Here is a 15737-nt window from a genome sequence, read left to right as displayed (position 1 = left end):
GTCAAATCAAGCGAACCATCTTAAACTGTATGAATTCGTTTTTAGTAAAATACGTCAAATGCCCTATTGTTTTTTGATACGATAAAATCCTACATTTGTAAAAAACAAATGTCCATGATTACCATTGGCCTCGTAGATGACAACCCTACATTGCTGCGAAACATCAGTCAGAATCTTTCGATTTTTGATGAGGTTGAGATATTGTTTAAAGCTAACGGTGGTTTTGATGCTTTAGATAAGCTCAACAATCACCACCCAGACATGCTTTTGATGGATATAGAAATGCCCGAAATGGACGGTATAGAAACCACGAGACGCATAAAGGAGCTTTTTCCTTCTATCAAGATTATGATGTTGAGCGTGTTAGATCGTGAGGACAAAATATTTGAGGCTATAAAAGCAGGTGCTTCAGGTTACCTCACCAAAGACGAGAAACCCTCTAAAATAGTTGCTGCAATAGAAGAACTGATGGAGGGTGGAGCACCGATGTCGCCCGCCATAGCCATGAAAACGCTACAAATTCTTAGAAATCAGGAGATTATTGGTCAAAAAATCGAATCTTATCTGAGTCCTGAATCTTATAATCTTTCAAAAAGAGAAATAGAAATATTGGAAAAAGTTGCCGCCGGTTTGACCTATAATCAAATAGCTGACCAACTTTTTATATCAGCTAAAACTGCCCGTAAACACATAGAAAACATTTATCAAAAGCTTCAGGTGCATTCTAAATTGGAAGCTGTAGCTGTAGCACAAAAAAATAAGTGGGTATGAAAAAAATCACACTATTTATTTTGCTCAGTAGCTCATTTTCTTTCGGCCAAAACAAAAAGCTCGATAGCCTAATATCTATTTCAAAAACCATCAAATCTGACTCCAACAAGGTAAACTTACTCATCGAAATAGCACAAGGGTATCTGAATAAAGATATAAAAAAAGCTGAAAACTATGGCAAAGAAGCTTTGGCCTTGTCGAAGGAAATTGCCTGGACCAAAGGTGAATTAACTGCGATTATTAGGTTAAACTATTATTTGTTTTTGCAAGGTAAATACACGGAAGCCTTAATTCTAGTTGATGAAGGATTGCAACTTTCCAAAAACAAAAAAGACGAAATTTTTGAAGGAAGACTTAGTAATTCTCGGGCTCAGATAATGATTACCTACAAAAACTACCAAGAGGGCATCTTGTCTGCATTGCATGCTTTAAAAATTGGCGAAAAGTATGACAACTTTAGGGTCAAAAAGAATGCACTAAAGAATTTGGGTGCTATATATACCATCAAAGGCGATTTCAAAAAAGCTCTAGATTTTCAAACTAAATGCCTAGCTTATTCGACTCAAAAAAATGAAGAATTAGACATCGCTTTGGCTAATATTGACATTGGACTTATATATATCAATGGTTTTTTAGAATACGACAAAGCCATAGCCTATATAAAAAAAGCAGAAATAACCTTTGAAAAACTTGGAGACCAGTCAAACGAATATACAGCTCTGAATAATTTAGGGGTAGCAAACATGCGAAAAGGGTCTTATGAAATTGCTGAAAGCTATTTTAAAAAGAGTCAAGAATTATCCCAAAAAGCAGGCTTAGATAAAGTTCTATTTATGGTAAATTCAAATTTGGCATTAATAGAAACCCACAAGAAAAATTTTGACTTGTCAGAAGAATTATTAAAAAAGATATTGAGAGATTCAGAAGAGAAGAACTATCCATTGGTAAAATCAAGAGTTTTAGCTTTGTTAAGTTTAATGTATTATGCCAAAAACGATTTTAGAAATGGAGAACGGTATTATCAAGTTTCAAAAAACTATGAAGATTCACTTTCAATAAGTAGCAATGCTTTATTAATAGCCGAAGCAGAAACCAAATACAAAACCGCCGAAAAAGAAGCAAAACTCAAAGAAGCACAGTTAGAAATCTCGCAAAAAAGGAATTGGATTATAGGCTTGAGTCTTAGTTTTTTGGGAATACTAGTAACAGGAGGACTTCTGTGGAATATTTCGAATATTAAAACCAAATCTGCCGAAAATGAACGAATTAAAAACCTCGAAATAAACAACCAAAAAAGACTTATTTCTGCCAAAGAAATAGAACGCCAACGCATTGCCAAAGAGCTACACGACAGTGTGGGTTCTCAGTTGACAGTTGTTAGCACAAGTCTCGACAACGCTTTTTATCTATTTGAAAAACAGAAACTTGTGCCCGAAAAACTAGAGAATATTTCTGGAGAAGTTCGCCTAGCTGCTCAAAGTTTAAGAGATACCATTTGGGCAACGTACAATTCTGAAATTACAGTTTTGGAATTGAAATCTAGAATTCAAGAATTTATTAAAAAATTTGGTGACGATAATAACTTCAAAGTCGAACTTGACATAACAGGCGATGAAATAATCTTGACACCAATCGAAGGATTAAATCTTTTCAGAATTGTGCAAGAATCACTTAATAATATCCAGAAATATGCTAAAGCTAGTATTGTAAAAATAGAAGGGAGTTTTGATATTAACTCGATAAGTTTAAATATCAGCGACAATGGAATTGGATTTGAAATAAACGAAGAAAACCGCGGCAACTCTTTTGGCTTGAATAATATGAAAATCAGGGCCGAAGAAATTGGAGGTGAGTTAAAAATAGAGAGCGAACTGACAAAAGGAACCAAGGTGATATTTCATAAAACCTAAACACCTTACTTTAACAACATTTCAATAAAACAAACCCCAATCGTCCGGGATATCGTTAGATTTGTCGAATGTGCCAACCCAAGCCACAAAAAGCTCTCTAAATTCCTCCATTTCGCTTCTCATCAAGTTGAGATAATCTTTGTGTCCTAGGTCCATCATTTCAAGTCCTGACATGCAAGTGATAATGCTGCGGGCATGGATTTTTATCAAAACGGCATTTTCCATCCTGAGCGTATAAAGATCTCCGCCTTCTGCTCCCCTGATTTTAGCATTGATAATAGCAATATCTTCGAAAAGCAAACCTCGATAATTGAGTTGATCTTTTTCCTCATCTATGGTCTCGACCAAACTTTGAATAGTCTCAAAAAGGTCTTTTGCTTTTTTAACAATCGGAAGGTTTTTAACTCGCTTACGCTCTTCCTTCATTTCTTTTTCGAGCTCTTCGTCGTCGAAGTCAAAATCTTCATCATCAAACATACTATTTGTATTTTTTTTCAAAAATAGCAATTACTAAATGAAAATACTCAATGCTTAAAGTAAAAATCGCCATCAAACTCGGAGTACCAAGCGGGTTTTTGTTGGTCGTTGGTTTTTAGTTTTACGGCTTTTGAGGTTTCTTTTACTACTTCTTCTAGTTTGAGGTTTGGTTTGTCTATAAACTTCAGAAGTTCACCTGTGAAGATTCCATTTCTGCTTCCTTCGCCTTCTAGAGCAGTTTGGTTTGCAGATGCCGCGTAAAATATAAAAGAACCTTGGGGGTTTTCGATTGGGGCAGACAATCCTCTTGTGCCAGAGCCTCTTGTGGAGTTTCTCGAATCTAGTGGATTGTCGCGGCATGCGTCTAGAATGATGATGTTTACCTTTGAGTTGGCTTTTTTCATTTGCCCAAAAAGCTCGTCTACTTCTACACAATACTTGTTAAAGTCTTGGTCAGTTTTTATAATCTCGGCATCTACAGGTACAAGGAAATTGGTGCCGCTACTATTTTGCAAGCCATGTCCGGCATAGAAAAACATGCCTACGTCATAATTGGCCAGCTCTCTTCCAAATTTTATAAACGCCATGCTCATTTCTTCGGCCTTGAGATTTTTGTATTTGATAACTTTAAAACCCAAGCTTTCGAGTTTTTTCCCCATGTCGTCTACATCGTTGAGGGTGTTGTTGAGTGGTTTAAATTTATAGCCTGCATTACCTATCAAAAGTGCTATTCTCCGCTCCTCCGCCTCAGGATTTTGTGAAACCGTTTTATATATTTTTCGGTTTGATTCTGAGCTGCCTCCCGAGTTTTTGGCCACAAATTTTAGGTTGGTTAAGCTACCATTTGTTGGGAGCGTAACTTGTTTTTCAAATCTATACGGGCAGTCGGGTTGCTTAGAAGGCACTATGCTGAAATCTCTCGAAGTTAGCTCTACGCCATCGGCAAAGAGACTCATTGTTGGTTTTTCGGAGCTATTTACGCAGGCTTTTATAGTTACCACATTATCAGTAGTTTCTACGGTTTCTTGGGTTGGATAAATCCATTCAATAAATGGTTTTGATACAGTTTTGTTTACAATTTCTACTGTTTTTTGATTGACATTTTTACAGTCTCTACCTAAAGTCTCCAGTTTACTTTTACTAAAATTATCGTTGGGATTATAATAAATCGCCATTTCGTAATTTTCCTTTGCAGCTTTGCAATCTTCTAGTTTTGTGTTGATTACGCCCAGATTTCTAAAAGCCAAATACATGTCTTTCATGTTTAAATCTATTGATTTTTGGGTATCATTTAAACCCGCCTCAATGTTATCCATCATTATGTAAGAATAGCCTCTGTAATGATATCCATAGGGGTCATTGGGCTTTTGCTTTATATAATAATTAAAATCAGCTATGCTTTGCTTCCATTTTCCTTCACTCAAATAAGAGTTTCCTCGCCAATAGTATAAGCTATAATCAGTGGGTTTTAGTGGCATACTAAGTGTATAATTTTCGGCGGCTTTTTCAAAATCTGCCAAAGCATAATAGGCGTTCCCGATCTGAGCGTAACAATCTCCAGGATTGTATTTATACATTAGAGCAAAATTGTAATCTTTTATGGCTTCATTGTTTTGGCCTCTTTTTGATTGAGCAAGTGCCCTGTCATAAAGCGTGAGCCCATAAGCTTTCTGAATGTCGGCCGGCATTTCCCCGATTTTAGTATAACCAAGTTTATTTAAGTCCCTAACAGCCAGATTATAATCCTCAAATGCCTCATTGTATTTTTTCTGATAATATTTGGCCAATCCACGATACGTGTAGCTATTGTATTTAGGACTAATGTTTTGATTAATGGCTTTATCAAATTCATTTTCGGCATTTGCATAATCTGCTTTTTTATAATATTCTACCCCTTTTTGGTAAGCGTTTGGGTTTTGTCCATTTACCAAAAACGGAGCAAGAAATAGGATAAAAATATATATTTGAGTCTTCATTTTTTTGCGTTTTTAATTCACATGTTTTATTTGAAGAGTGATCGGCACAAGGCTTTTTCCTTTCAAACTTGCTTCAAAACTTATTTTGTTATTAGCTGGCTTGATATTGCCATTTTCTACCATTTTATCAGACAGAACGGCTTTGAGTTTGTTATCAAAACTCCCAGACTGCCTTTGCATTTGTTTTGCTATGGCCTTGATGTCAAGTTCTTCTTTCGAAAACAAAATACAAAGAAAATCCGTACCTACGTTATTGTCCATTTGCACCCAGTAGTCTTCATTGGGTATTACTACTTCGTTTTTTGAATAATCCAAATATGCACTGAAGCCATCAAAAGGAAAGATCGCGTCTACTTTTTGGGTGTTTGTACCATAGCTTAAGATATAAATGTATGCCGGTTGATTATTGGTAAAACCCAAACGAAACTTAGTTCCAGAGTTATAGGGTTTGGTGGCTTGATAATTTATGTTTTCTACGGATTTCGGACTTGAACTTGCAGATTCAATGACCTTTACAGCCATTTCATTGTTGTTTTCGAGAATAACCTTGAAACTTCCAGACAATTCCGTTTTGGAATAATCTACCAAAGGCGAAGAAGCCTCAAAATCTGCCATTTCATAAGCTTCGTACACAACCTGAGCAAAATCTTTATAAGTCAGCCACATAAAGCCTTCGTTTCCCCAATAGGTGCCCCAACTGTTAATAATCTCAAATGCTCCACCGAATTTAGTGTCGTCATAACTCACTACCGTAATTGCATGCCTGCTTACCATTTTGCCTTTTTTACCTTCCCAAAGACCTTTGGTAGCATTAGCACTTGGCCTTTGAAACGACTCATAAACTTCCATAGCTATCACCACGGGTCTTTTTTCGGAGATGCTTTTTTTGATACTTTCCATCATTTGAGTGCGATCAGCATTATAATCACCCGAAAGTCGTCTATAATTTTTTATTCTGAATTTTGATGCAGCATTGATAGCTTGTTTTGAAATAGCAGGAGAACAGGAATATTCAAATTCGTTGAATTTTACCGAACCCAAATCTTTAATAAGCTTAACCGCATCGTTGATATATGAACCCTGTTTACAAGTAGCATCGTTCGGATTTGCCCTAATTTGACCGTAGGTAAAAGACGGAGCAAATGTTTGTGAGGTAATGGCTTGTTTGTCTCTTATATTGTTTCTGATTGCATAGAGAATTGTCCTGGCGGCATAAGTAGACGACCAGCCCACACAATCGCCGAATTGCTGCAAACCAGGCACAGGGCAATACTCTTTCAGTGAATATCTTTCTGGCAAACTTGAATAGGAACGCTGGGTAAGTCTAGTGATTTGAGGTACCGATTGATACTGGCTTTCACTACTTAGCAAACCCGTAAGTGTAGGCGGACTTTTGTCGTATTTTTTTTGTAAAAAATCAAATGCTTTTTTTGCTGTTTCATTGTCAAATCTACTTTTGAGATAAGGCTCAATGAAGTTACCGTAGTTTTCGTCAAAAGACTTACTATTTCCATCAAGAATAGCCATAATGGTAGATAGCTCAGATTCTAGATTTACTGAACTCTCTCCACCGAAAGACCTTGTGCTTTTTGAGCTATTTACTAAATTTTGTCTGATCAAAACGCCTACTTTTGTGGTATTCACATTTGGAATCGAACCTTTTAACTCTACAAAACCATCGGGTGTAAGTATGTTAAGCTTAGACTCTTTGGCAAAATTTAGCTTTTGATTTCCAGAAACTTCATCTCCCTTTTTTAGAGACTTACCATTTGCAAATATTTGACCTTGCGTTTCTAAAACATAGATTTGAGCTTTGGCAAAATTCAAAAATACAATGCTAAGCAGAAAAAACAGAAAGCTTTTTTTCATTTAAATTATTTAAATTCTTTGAATAAAATGGTATAAATATTTGTTAAATTGAAAAGCTAAAACTGCCAAGTTTTTGGAAAATAATAGAAGGTTTTTCAGGGTTAATTTTATTTTCATGGTGATGGGTGCAAATATAGAAAAGTAGCAAATCAAAATATGAAATGACGCAGAAATTTTTTCGACTTTAACATTTTGTTTTTTCGATTAATAAGAAATCCTGATTTTGAGGAATTCTAAAATACAAAAGAAGAATTTGCTTAAATATTTTTTAAGTATTCCACAAACTGTGGCAATGCCACCTCAGGATTGGGTAACTCAGGATGCCAACGTTTTTCCCATTCAAAACTTATGAAACCCTTGTATTTATCGGCTTCGATGAGTTGGAGGATCTCCCTAATTGGCACCTCTCCTTTACCCGTAAGTGTGTAATCATATTTATGATTAGGCTTAAAAAACCCGTCTTTTATCTGCACAATTTCAATGTATTCTTTTAGCTGTCCATACATTTCTTGAGGACTTTCTTTGGTGATTAAGTGCATATTGAAAAAGTCCCAAATTATGCCAGCGTGTTTTTTATCAACACTTTCAATCAATTGTTTAATGTCGGCAGACCACACCAAGTCTCCATGAGCATCCAGCAATACTTTTACATTTGTGCCTTGGCAATAATTTACCAAAGTTTCGTAGTTTTCTTTGATGGTATTTAACCCAAACTCTTTGCTCTTTTCTTTCGGAAATTTATCAGGAAAAACCCTTACAAACGGACAGTCTAATTTTTCAGCCAAGTCAATATATCGTTTGGCAGTGTCGATATTTTGCTGCTTTTTAAGGGCTTCGTATTCATGTAAAACTACAGACGAATTAAGATTAAGAATTTTCACATCAAAATCTTTGGACATTTGCTTGATACCCAAAATTTTATCTGGTGCAAATTCTGGGCTGTTTAATAGGTCCACGTCACCCTTTATTCCTCTAATTTCTACGGCTTTGTAACCATATTTTTTAGCATTTTCAAATACTTCTTTCAAGCTCCAATCAGGGCAAGCGAGTGTATTAAAACAAAGTTTTCTTTTGTTTTTAGGTTTTGAGAACGCATGTGTTCCTGCCAAAAGGCCAAGACTCGTTTGAAGGAATTTTTTTCTGTTCATACGGTGGGGCAATTTTTCAAATTGCTGACAAAAATATCGATACACTCTATTCTGATCACGATTTTTCTAATCGTGGTACGCCAACTGTAAAGCGATTTTTCAAATCGCTGAAAATCAAAACTTAACAACACTTTGACCACAATTTGGAAAATCGAAGTACATCAAAAGTAAAGCGATTTTTCAAATCGCTGAAAATCAAGACTTAACAACACTTTGACTACGATTTGGAAAATCGTGATACGTTTAATAATATAAAAAAATTAAATTACGCTTTTAAATCTTTCGGCTAAATACGTCCATTTCCATTCTTCGTGAGATTTGACTAAACCTGCCTTTACTGGATTATTTAAAACATAAATCAAAATTCGAATCATTTCATCATCATTCCGAATCAATCTATCATAACTTTCATGTTGCCAAAATTGACCAGTTTTACCTAAAACCACATTGCATTTTTTCGCAGAAAACAGTTTAATTGAATGCATAATTTCATCCAAATATTTTGGAGAATCTACTTCATTAATATCTAATATACGAAATACCAAATGAACATGGTTAGACATTATACAAAAGCAAAACAAATCTATTATCCTCTTGTCCCAAAAATGTATTGAATCAGATACAATTTGAGCTATCTCATCTTTTTTCAGCCAATTTTCTCCATTTTGTGCAGCATCCAAATATTTATCTCTTTTAGCAAAATCCTGCTTTGATAATTTATCCAAATCTTCTGCTGGATTGGAAGAAAATAATTCAATTGACTTTTTCTGAATTTTAAATTCTTTATTCCATTCCTTTAAAACCTTTAATGGAATTGCTTCTACCAAATTAAATGTTACAAAAAATGTCCCTCCAAGTGGTTGATAATGTGGGAGATTTCTGCGGTAAAATTCCTTTTTCATCTTATGTAAAGCGATTTTTCAAATCGCTGACAATCAAAACTTAATAACTCGTTAATCACGATTTGGAAAATCGTGGTACGTCAACCGTAACGCGATTTTTAAAATCGCAAAAATCAAAATATAAAAAACCTTAAACCACGATTTGGAAAATCGTGTTACGAAACTGTGCCACCAAAATTCACAACAAACTCCGATGATTCAGTTAGATACCCAATCGGCTCACAAAAATCACTTAATCCATTTTCAGACAACACTTTAATAACTTCTGACGCTTGATCTTTCGCAACTGCTATCAGCAATCCTCCACTTGTTTGTGGGTCAGCCAAAATTGCTCTTTGTTCATCGGTCATTGGAGCTATTTTATGTCCATAGCTGGCCATATTTCTATTCGTTCCGCCAGGTACAGAACCTTGTGCTATGTAATCGTAGATTTCAGGAATAATAACTGGTACTTTTTCAAAATCAACAACAGCACTTAAACCCGAGCCTTCGGCCATTTCGGTTAGGTGTCCGAGTAGTCCAAATCCCGTAACATCCGTCATGGATGAAACACAGTCAAGTTTGCCCAGTTCTTCACCAACTTTGTTCAATCGCATCATTTGGTTTGGAGCCAACTCTTTATGTTCGAGTTTTAGTATGGCCTTTTTCTCGGCTGTGGTTAATATTCCTACACCCAAAGGTTTTGTCAAAAACAAAATATCCCCAGCTTTGGCTTGGTTATTTTGTTTGATATTTTCTATCGGAACAATACCATTTACGGCTAAACCAAAAATAGGCTCAGGAGAATCAATACTGTGACCGCCAGCCAAAGAAATTCCAGCTTCCAAACAAATACTCCGACTTCCATCTATGACTTTTTGAGCCACTTCAGCCGAAAGCTTATCAATCGGCCAGCCTAATATGGCGATGGCCAAGACTGGTTTTCCTCCCATGGCGTACACATCACTTATGGCATTGCAAGAGGCAATTCGACCAAAATTGAAAGGGTCATCGACAATCGGCATAAAAAAGTCAGTTGTTGAAATCAATGCTGTGCCGTTGCCGAGATTAAGCACTGCAGCGTCGTCTTTACTATGATTGCCTACAATCAAGTTTTCATTGTTTGGCATTGCAATGTTTCCCTTGAGAATCACATCCAATACCTGAGGAGATATTTTACAGCCACAGCCAGCTCCGTGCGAATATTTCGTAAGTTTTATTTCTTCCATTTAATATCTTATTCTTTTTTAGGCTTTTATAAATTTATTTCCTTTAAAATTAACTGCGAATTTACAATCGCATTTACCGTTTCTGCAGCTATTTTAATTACAGTTCCAGTTTCTTTTTTTGCCAGACCTCTTTCATAGTATTTATCATAATACTTTAGTAAAATACTAAAGCATTCATAAAAATTCTCTTCTTCCAGATATCTCAAGGTATTTTTAGTTTCAAGTCCACCTAAGCGTTTTTGAATTCTTAATATAGCATTGTTAATTTCAATTTTAGGCAAATCGCCATATTCCTTAACCAAAAACTTTAGTCTTTCTTCGAAAGGAACAATGAGATAATACAAATCGCTTTCTTTCATTTTATACCAAAGCACATTTGGAATATTTAAATTCCCAATTCTCTGGCTTTCGTCTTCTAACCAAATTTCTGCCGCAGGAATGTTTTCAGACAGCTCCACTGCCAACAAGTTCTCGAACATTTCTTGAGAAGGCTGCACTGGCTGATTGATACCACCCAAAGCTGAGCCTTTGTGGCAAGCAAGAGCTTCTAAATCAACAACTTGTAGACCATTTTTTTGCAATTCATTTAACAAATATGTCTTGCCTGTACCTGTATTTCCACCTAATATTTTAAACTCAAAGGGTTTTTCAAATTGCTGCAAGACCCAGTTTCGATAGGCTTTATATCCACCTTCTAACTGATAAACATCAAAACCATAAAGGTCTAAAAGCCAAGCTACACCTCCACTCCGCATGCCTCCACGCCAGCAGTGTACAAGTATTTTTTTTGTTTCATTTTTCAGCAAACCTTCCACCTCTTCCACCATCTTTCGCATTTTTGGACCAAAATAATCCAGACCGATTTTGATGGCTGTTTCTTTACTTTCTTGCTTATAGGCTGTGCCGACCACTTTTCTTTCCTCATCCGTATACAGTGGCAAACTATAAGCATTGGGAATATGGGCATGTGAGAATTCTCCCGGGCTGCGGACATCCAAAACCAAATTATCTTTGGCAAAACTCAGGAAAGTATTTATTTCGATTTTCTTTATTGCCATATCTCATTTTAACAAAAAAAACACCACAAAAGGGTGTTTTTCAATAGTCTTTTCTGTTTTTCTTGTCTTGTTTTTCTTGTTTTTTCTCTTTGGCTGTTTTTGCCGGTTCTTTTTTAACAGCTTTCTTCGCGTCTTGTGCTTTTGCCATGATATTTGTATTTTAAATGTTAAGAATTCCCTGATTTTTCAACGTAGGATTTGCTCTTTGTTTCACAACATCTGCAATTTAAAAAGATTTATATTATTTTCACTAAACTATTGAAAAATTAGCCCATGAAAGCCAAAATCTTATTCGTTTTTTTTTCGCTTTCTAATTTTGTAGGGATGGCACAGATACCGAAAACTGTCGACTCGCTAAAGGTATACTTAAAAAAACAAAAACCTGATACAACTTATGTTTTAGCCCTTAATGAATATGCTTTTTTAATGGTACAAGAAGGAAATTTTGAAGAGACCAACAAGACAATTAACCAAATAGAATCACTCTCAAAAAAACTGAATTTCGGGACGGGATTCTATAAGGCAGAAAATATGCGTGGGGTGGTACAATACTCCCAACAAAAGCCAGAAATTGCCATGAAGCATTTTTTGAAATGCAACGAAATCATAAAAAAATATAATCTGCCGAAAAAGATATTCCAGAATTCATTAAATAATATCGGTATAATATATGACCAAATGGGTGATCGAGAAAATGCCACTAAATATGCAATGCAACTGATTGATTTTCAGGAAAAAAATCATTTGGAGCCTTTGAAAACATGGCCGTATGATCAGATAGGGGGAAATTTAAAACACTATAAAAAACCAAAGGAAGCTTTAGCGTATTACCAAAAATCTCTTAAAATCGAAACCGATTATAATAACCTTACAGGTATGGCAATAGCCGAAAATAATATAGGCACCATAAATGATGATTTAAACGAGAACCAAGAAGCTATAAAACATTACAAACTGGGTTTAAATTATGCCGAAAAAGAAAACTATAAACTTCTGCAGACCGACCTTTTGACTAACCTGGGCTTGATGCATATTAAAATAAAGGCCTATGATACATCGGAAAATTATCTAAAAAAAAGCGAGGCTCTTTGTCGACAGTTAAATGCTATTTCATCGCTTAAAATAGTTTGTCATAATTTGGGTGACTTATACTTTTTTCAAAAAAATTATTCATTATCCGAAAAGTATTATTTGGAAGCTTTAGAAATATCAAAAAAATTAGAAGATCCAGAATATTTATACTCGGCCAATCAAGCATTGGCAGAATATTATGAAGAAACAAAAGACTTTCAAAAGGCCTACAAATACAAAGTTGAAGCAGACATAGCCAAAGACTCCACTTTTAAGATTGAAACTGCTAAAAACACAGAAGATCTTCTTAGAAAATACGAAACAGAAAAAAAAGAACAGGAAATCGAATTATTAAATGCCAAAAACGAGAAATCATCCTTGCAAAATAAAGCTTTGATTGCTGGTGGATTGTTGGTGTTTTTATTGACTGGCATTTCAGTGGTTTTCCTGATAAACAAAAATAAACTTAAACGCCTTGAGGAATCTCAAAAACTTAGAAACAAAATAGCTACAGACCTTCACGACGAAATCGGAAGCACACTGAGCAGTATAATGCTCATCAGCGACATGGCCAAAAAACAGGAAGGCAGCACCCAAAAAATGTTTACCAAAATCAATTCAGACTCCAAAAGCGTGATGGAATCTGTTGACGAAATAATATGGTCTATCAGCCCAATGAATGACTCACTGCAAGGAATAATATTGCGACTCAAAGAATATGCTCAGCCATTGGCCGATTCAAAAAATATTAAATTTGAGCTAAAAGTAGAGGAAGGCTTTGATAAAATAAAGCTCGAAACAGAAGTCAGAAGAAACCTATATTTGATAGTTAAAGAAGCCATCAATAATCTCATGAAACATTCCTATGCTACAGAAGCAAGTGTGATATTTATACAAGAAAAAAAGAATCTTTGTGTTAAAATAATTGACAACGGAAAAGGTTTTGACAATGAGCAGTTTACATCAAGAAATGGACTTAAAAACATGCAAACAAGAGCATCAGAAATCAACGGGAAACTAAGCTTTGAATCCTCAAAAGAAAATGGCTCAAGTTTAAGCCTAACCATACCTATGGCATAGATATGCTATTTTTTTCTAAAAATCATTTGTAGTATTTTGTACAAAAATTGCCATCCTTTATGATTCGAATATCTATCTACGAAGACAATCCCAACCTCACCGAAACCTTGGTTTGGATATTAGAATCATGCCCTGATTTTATATTGGTCGGTACACATTCTGATCCTGTCAATGTTTTATACAATATCAAAACAGAAATGCCCGACATCATTTTGATGGATATAGAAATGCCCAATATGACAGGCATAGAAGCCGTTTCTTTGATTACCAAAAATATCCAAAAGGCTCCTAAAGTGCTGATGCTAACGGTCTTTGAGGACACCAATCGTATTTTTGAGGCGATAAAGGCAGGAGCCGTGGGCTATTTGCTCAAGAAAACTTCATCTGACAAAATCATTGAAGCTGTAAAAGAAGTACACCAAGGTGGAGCAGCTATGAGCCCCTCAATAGCACTAAAAGTACTTGGCTCTTTGCAAGAACCGAAAGTAAATCCGTACCAACTCACTGAAAGAGAAGTTGATGTTTTGCAACGATTGGTAGAAGGTGATAGTTATAAACTCATTGCGGCACATTACGACATAAGCATAAGCACGGTGCAAAAACACATTGTGCACATTTATCAAAAACTCCAAGTAAACTCTAAAGGGGAGGCTATTACAAAGGCATTGCGGGACAAATTGGTAAGTTTCGTTGGATTACTTTAAGGTTTTCCTAATTATTATCATTATTGGTATCAATACAGAATAACCAATAAAAAATGGAATGATAAAGTCCATTTTTCCCAATGCCAATAATACGGCCATAATCAAAAGTTGAAAACCTAAACCATAAATAGAAACAAAGCTCATAAACCAGTTGGGGTAGTTTTTTGAGCGGTGGGCATTAGCATCTAAACCTTGAATTAATCTATCAAAAAAGCCGTATAAAACATTAAAAATGAAGAACATAATATTTACTACCTTTTGACTTTCTCCTTGAAAAGCCAATGGAGCTTTTTGTTCAAATACTTTGCTTGTTTGGTCTGCACCTATGCTGATATTCCGGAGAATTACATAGTAATAGTTGTACAAAGTACCCTGCAACTGCACACAAACGAAAGCTAAAATTGTTAACCAAACAGGAGAAGAAGTAAGAAAACCAAAAGTAAAAATGAACAAAAAATTAAGGATTATGTCTAAGATGCTATCTAAATATCTACCAACATAAGATGGTGTGTTTTTTTGCCTTGAAAGTTCTCCATCGGCAGCGTCCAAGATTGATTTTAGAATTAAGAACAATCCTGCTGCTATTAAATAATCTTCAAAAATAGAATAAATAGCAAGCAATCCAGATACTCCAAATGCAAGCGTAACATGAATAGGAGTAGCATTTGTGTTTTTTAAAAGCGAAGCAATCCACTTAGCAATTGGCCGGCCATAATCCGAAAAATCAATGAATTTATCCTCAGGAGCGAGTTTCGACATTAAAAATTAAATTACAAAAAATATGAAAATGTTGTCTTATTAGAAGCCTTAGCTTATTAGTACAACAATACATTGCCATTAAAGTTTATAATTCCCAAAATTCCAGTATAAATTATGGCATGTTTATGCCATTGACTCGGGCTCATTCCACAGGTAATTTTGGTAAAAAATGAAATGAAAATGAAAACGATTATTGGTTTTTTTACCTTATTGGTTTTTGCTTGTAATACCGGAAATAGCAATTCTAAAACTCAGGATTCAACTTCAAACGAGCTCTTTTTCAATTACAGCATAGATGGAAAAGACTTTTATTTTACAGAAGAAGACATATTAACTTCATACAATGATTTTGGAAAAGGAGATCATGAGTTCAAGGTATATGTAGGTAAAGATAATGGGCCACAACTTTCTTTAACCATTATAAATGACATGTCTGCACCTTCATCCACACCTTCTGGTGATCCAAATCCAGGACATAAGTTATTTCAGGGAAGTGTTTCCTTACAGGATTATCCCGACAAAATTTTTACTTTCAATAGTTATGATGGCCTTTTAAACCCCAAGCCAACCCCAGTATCAGATGCGATTGTCATCACCAAAAGCAAATTGGAGCCTGGTGGAAAAGCCAGAATTATCTCAGGAAAACTAAATGTGACAGTCCTAGGTGGTGAAAACAAAAGCAATGATCCAGCCATAAAAGATTATGTTTTAAAAGGAGATTTTAGGATTAGGCATAAGTTTTCTGGGAGTACTTTTTGAAGCTTTTATGGCATGTTTATGCCATTGCAGTAAAACTATACATCA

At 35.3% G+C, this 15737-nt stretch carries 13 protein-coding genes; 5 read left to right on the top strand and 8 right to left on the bottom strand.

The genetic code is table 11. The annotated features are described in order from the left end of the window. Window positions 1–108: 108 nt before the first annotated feature. Both EGI22_RS00895 and EGI22_RS00890 read left to right on the top strand, forming a co-directional pair. Window positions 109–771 carry a response regulator transcription factor gene (locus EGI22_RS00895; protein WP_255065732.1) on the top strand — a complete coding sequence of 221 codons (663 nt, stop codon included), beginning with the start codon at window positions 109–111 and terminating at the stop codon, window positions 769–771. Further along, on the top strand, window positions 768–2681 hold the full coding sequence (locus EGI22_RS00890) for a histidine kinase (RefSeq protein ID WP_255065730.1): 1914 nt from the start codon (window positions 768–770) through the stop codon (window positions 2679–2681). Before EGI22_RS00895 ends, EGI22_RS00890 begins: the two co-directional genes overlap by 4 nt. Window positions 2682–2702: 21 nt before the next feature. Here EGI22_RS00890 and EGI22_RS00885 read toward each other — a convergent pair whose 3' ends face one another. The 7 genes from EGI22_RS00885 to mnmH all read right to left on the bottom strand — a co-directional run bounded on the left by EGI22_RS00885 (window position 2703) and on the right by mnmH (window position 11319). Then, complete coding sequence (locus EGI22_RS00885) at window positions 2703–3158, bottom strand: hypothetical protein (RefSeq protein ID WP_255065728.1); 456 nt, start codon at window positions 3156–3158, stop codon at window positions 2703–2705. Between the two features lie 47 nt (window positions 3159–3205). Further along, entirely contained in the window at window positions 3206–5134 is a 1929-nt protein-coding gene (locus tag EGI22_RS00880; RefSeq protein ID WP_255065726.1) for a caspase family protein, read from the bottom strand. A gap of 12 nt (window positions 5135–5146) precedes the next feature. Continuing rightward, a complete protein-coding gene (locus EGI22_RS00875) occupies window positions 5147–7003 on the bottom strand; it encodes a C1 family peptidase (RefSeq protein WP_255065725.1) in 1857 nt (618 codons plus the stop codon). 257 nt (window positions 7004–7260) lie between these two features. Beyond that, window positions 7261–8151: a sugar phosphate isomerase/epimerase gene (locus EGI22_RS00870; protein ID WP_255065724.1), complete on the bottom strand. Its 891-nt coding sequence runs from the start codon at window positions 8149–8151 to the stop codon at window positions 7261–7263. 260 nt (window positions 8152–8411) lie between these two features. Next, on the bottom strand, window positions 8412–9053 hold the full coding sequence (locus tag EGI22_RS00865) for a transposase (protein ID WP_255065722.1): 642 nt from the start codon (window positions 9051–9053) through the stop codon (window positions 8412–8414). 155 nt (window positions 9054–9208) lie between these two features. Further along, on the bottom strand, window positions 9209–10261 hold the full coding sequence (selD, locus tag EGI22_RS00860; RefSeq protein ID WP_255065720.1) for a selenide, water dikinase SelD: 1053 nt from the start codon (window positions 10259–10261) through the stop codon (window positions 9209–9211). 26 nt (window positions 10262–10287) lie between these two features. Beyond that, window positions 10288–11319, bottom strand: coding sequence for a tRNA 2-selenouridine(34) synthase MnmH (gene mnmH / locus EGI22_RS00855; RefSeq protein WP_255065719.1), 1032 nt, complete (start codon window positions 11317–11319; stop codon window positions 10288–10290). 273 nt (window positions 11320–11592) lie between these two features. Between mnmH and EGI22_RS00850 the strand changes: the two genes are divergently transcribed. After that, complete coding sequence (locus EGI22_RS00850) at window positions 11593–13470, top strand: sensor histidine kinase (RefSeq protein ID WP_255065718.1); 1878 nt, start codon at window positions 11593–11595, stop codon at window positions 13468–13470. A gap of 59 nt (window positions 13471–13529) precedes the next feature. After that, window positions 13530–14174 carry a response regulator transcription factor gene (locus EGI22_RS00845; protein WP_255065716.1) on the top strand — a complete coding sequence of 215 codons (645 nt, stop codon included), beginning with the start codon at window positions 13530–13532 and terminating at the stop codon, window positions 14172–14174. Here EGI22_RS00845 and EGI22_RS00840 read toward each other — a convergent pair. Beyond that, window positions 14166–14933, bottom strand: a complete 768-nt coding sequence (locus EGI22_RS00840; protein WP_255065715.1) for a CDP-alcohol phosphatidyltransferase family protein — start codon at window positions 14931–14933, stop codon at window positions 14166–14168. The two genes, EGI22_RS00845 and EGI22_RS00840, sit on opposite strands and share 9 nt — an antisense overlap. A 180-nt stretch (window positions 14934–15113) precedes the next feature. On the opposite strand from EGI22_RS00840, the gene EGI22_RS00835 reads away from it, so the two are divergent. Further along, window positions 15114–15692 (top strand): hypothetical protein, encoded by a 579-nt coding sequence (locus EGI22_RS00835; protein ID WP_255065713.1) that lies wholly within the window; start codon window positions 15114–15116, stop codon window positions 15690–15692. Window positions 15693–15737 lie beyond the last annotated feature (45 nt).

Origin of the sequence: Lacihabitans sp. LS3-19 (assembly GCF_024343575.1) — a bacterium.
Taxonomy (GTDB): Bacteria; Bacteroidota; Bacteroidia; order Cytophagales; family Spirosomataceae; genus Leadbetterella.
The sequence above is the reverse complement of the archived record's forward strand: the minus strand, read 5'-3'. Positions and strand labels throughout refer to the sequence as shown.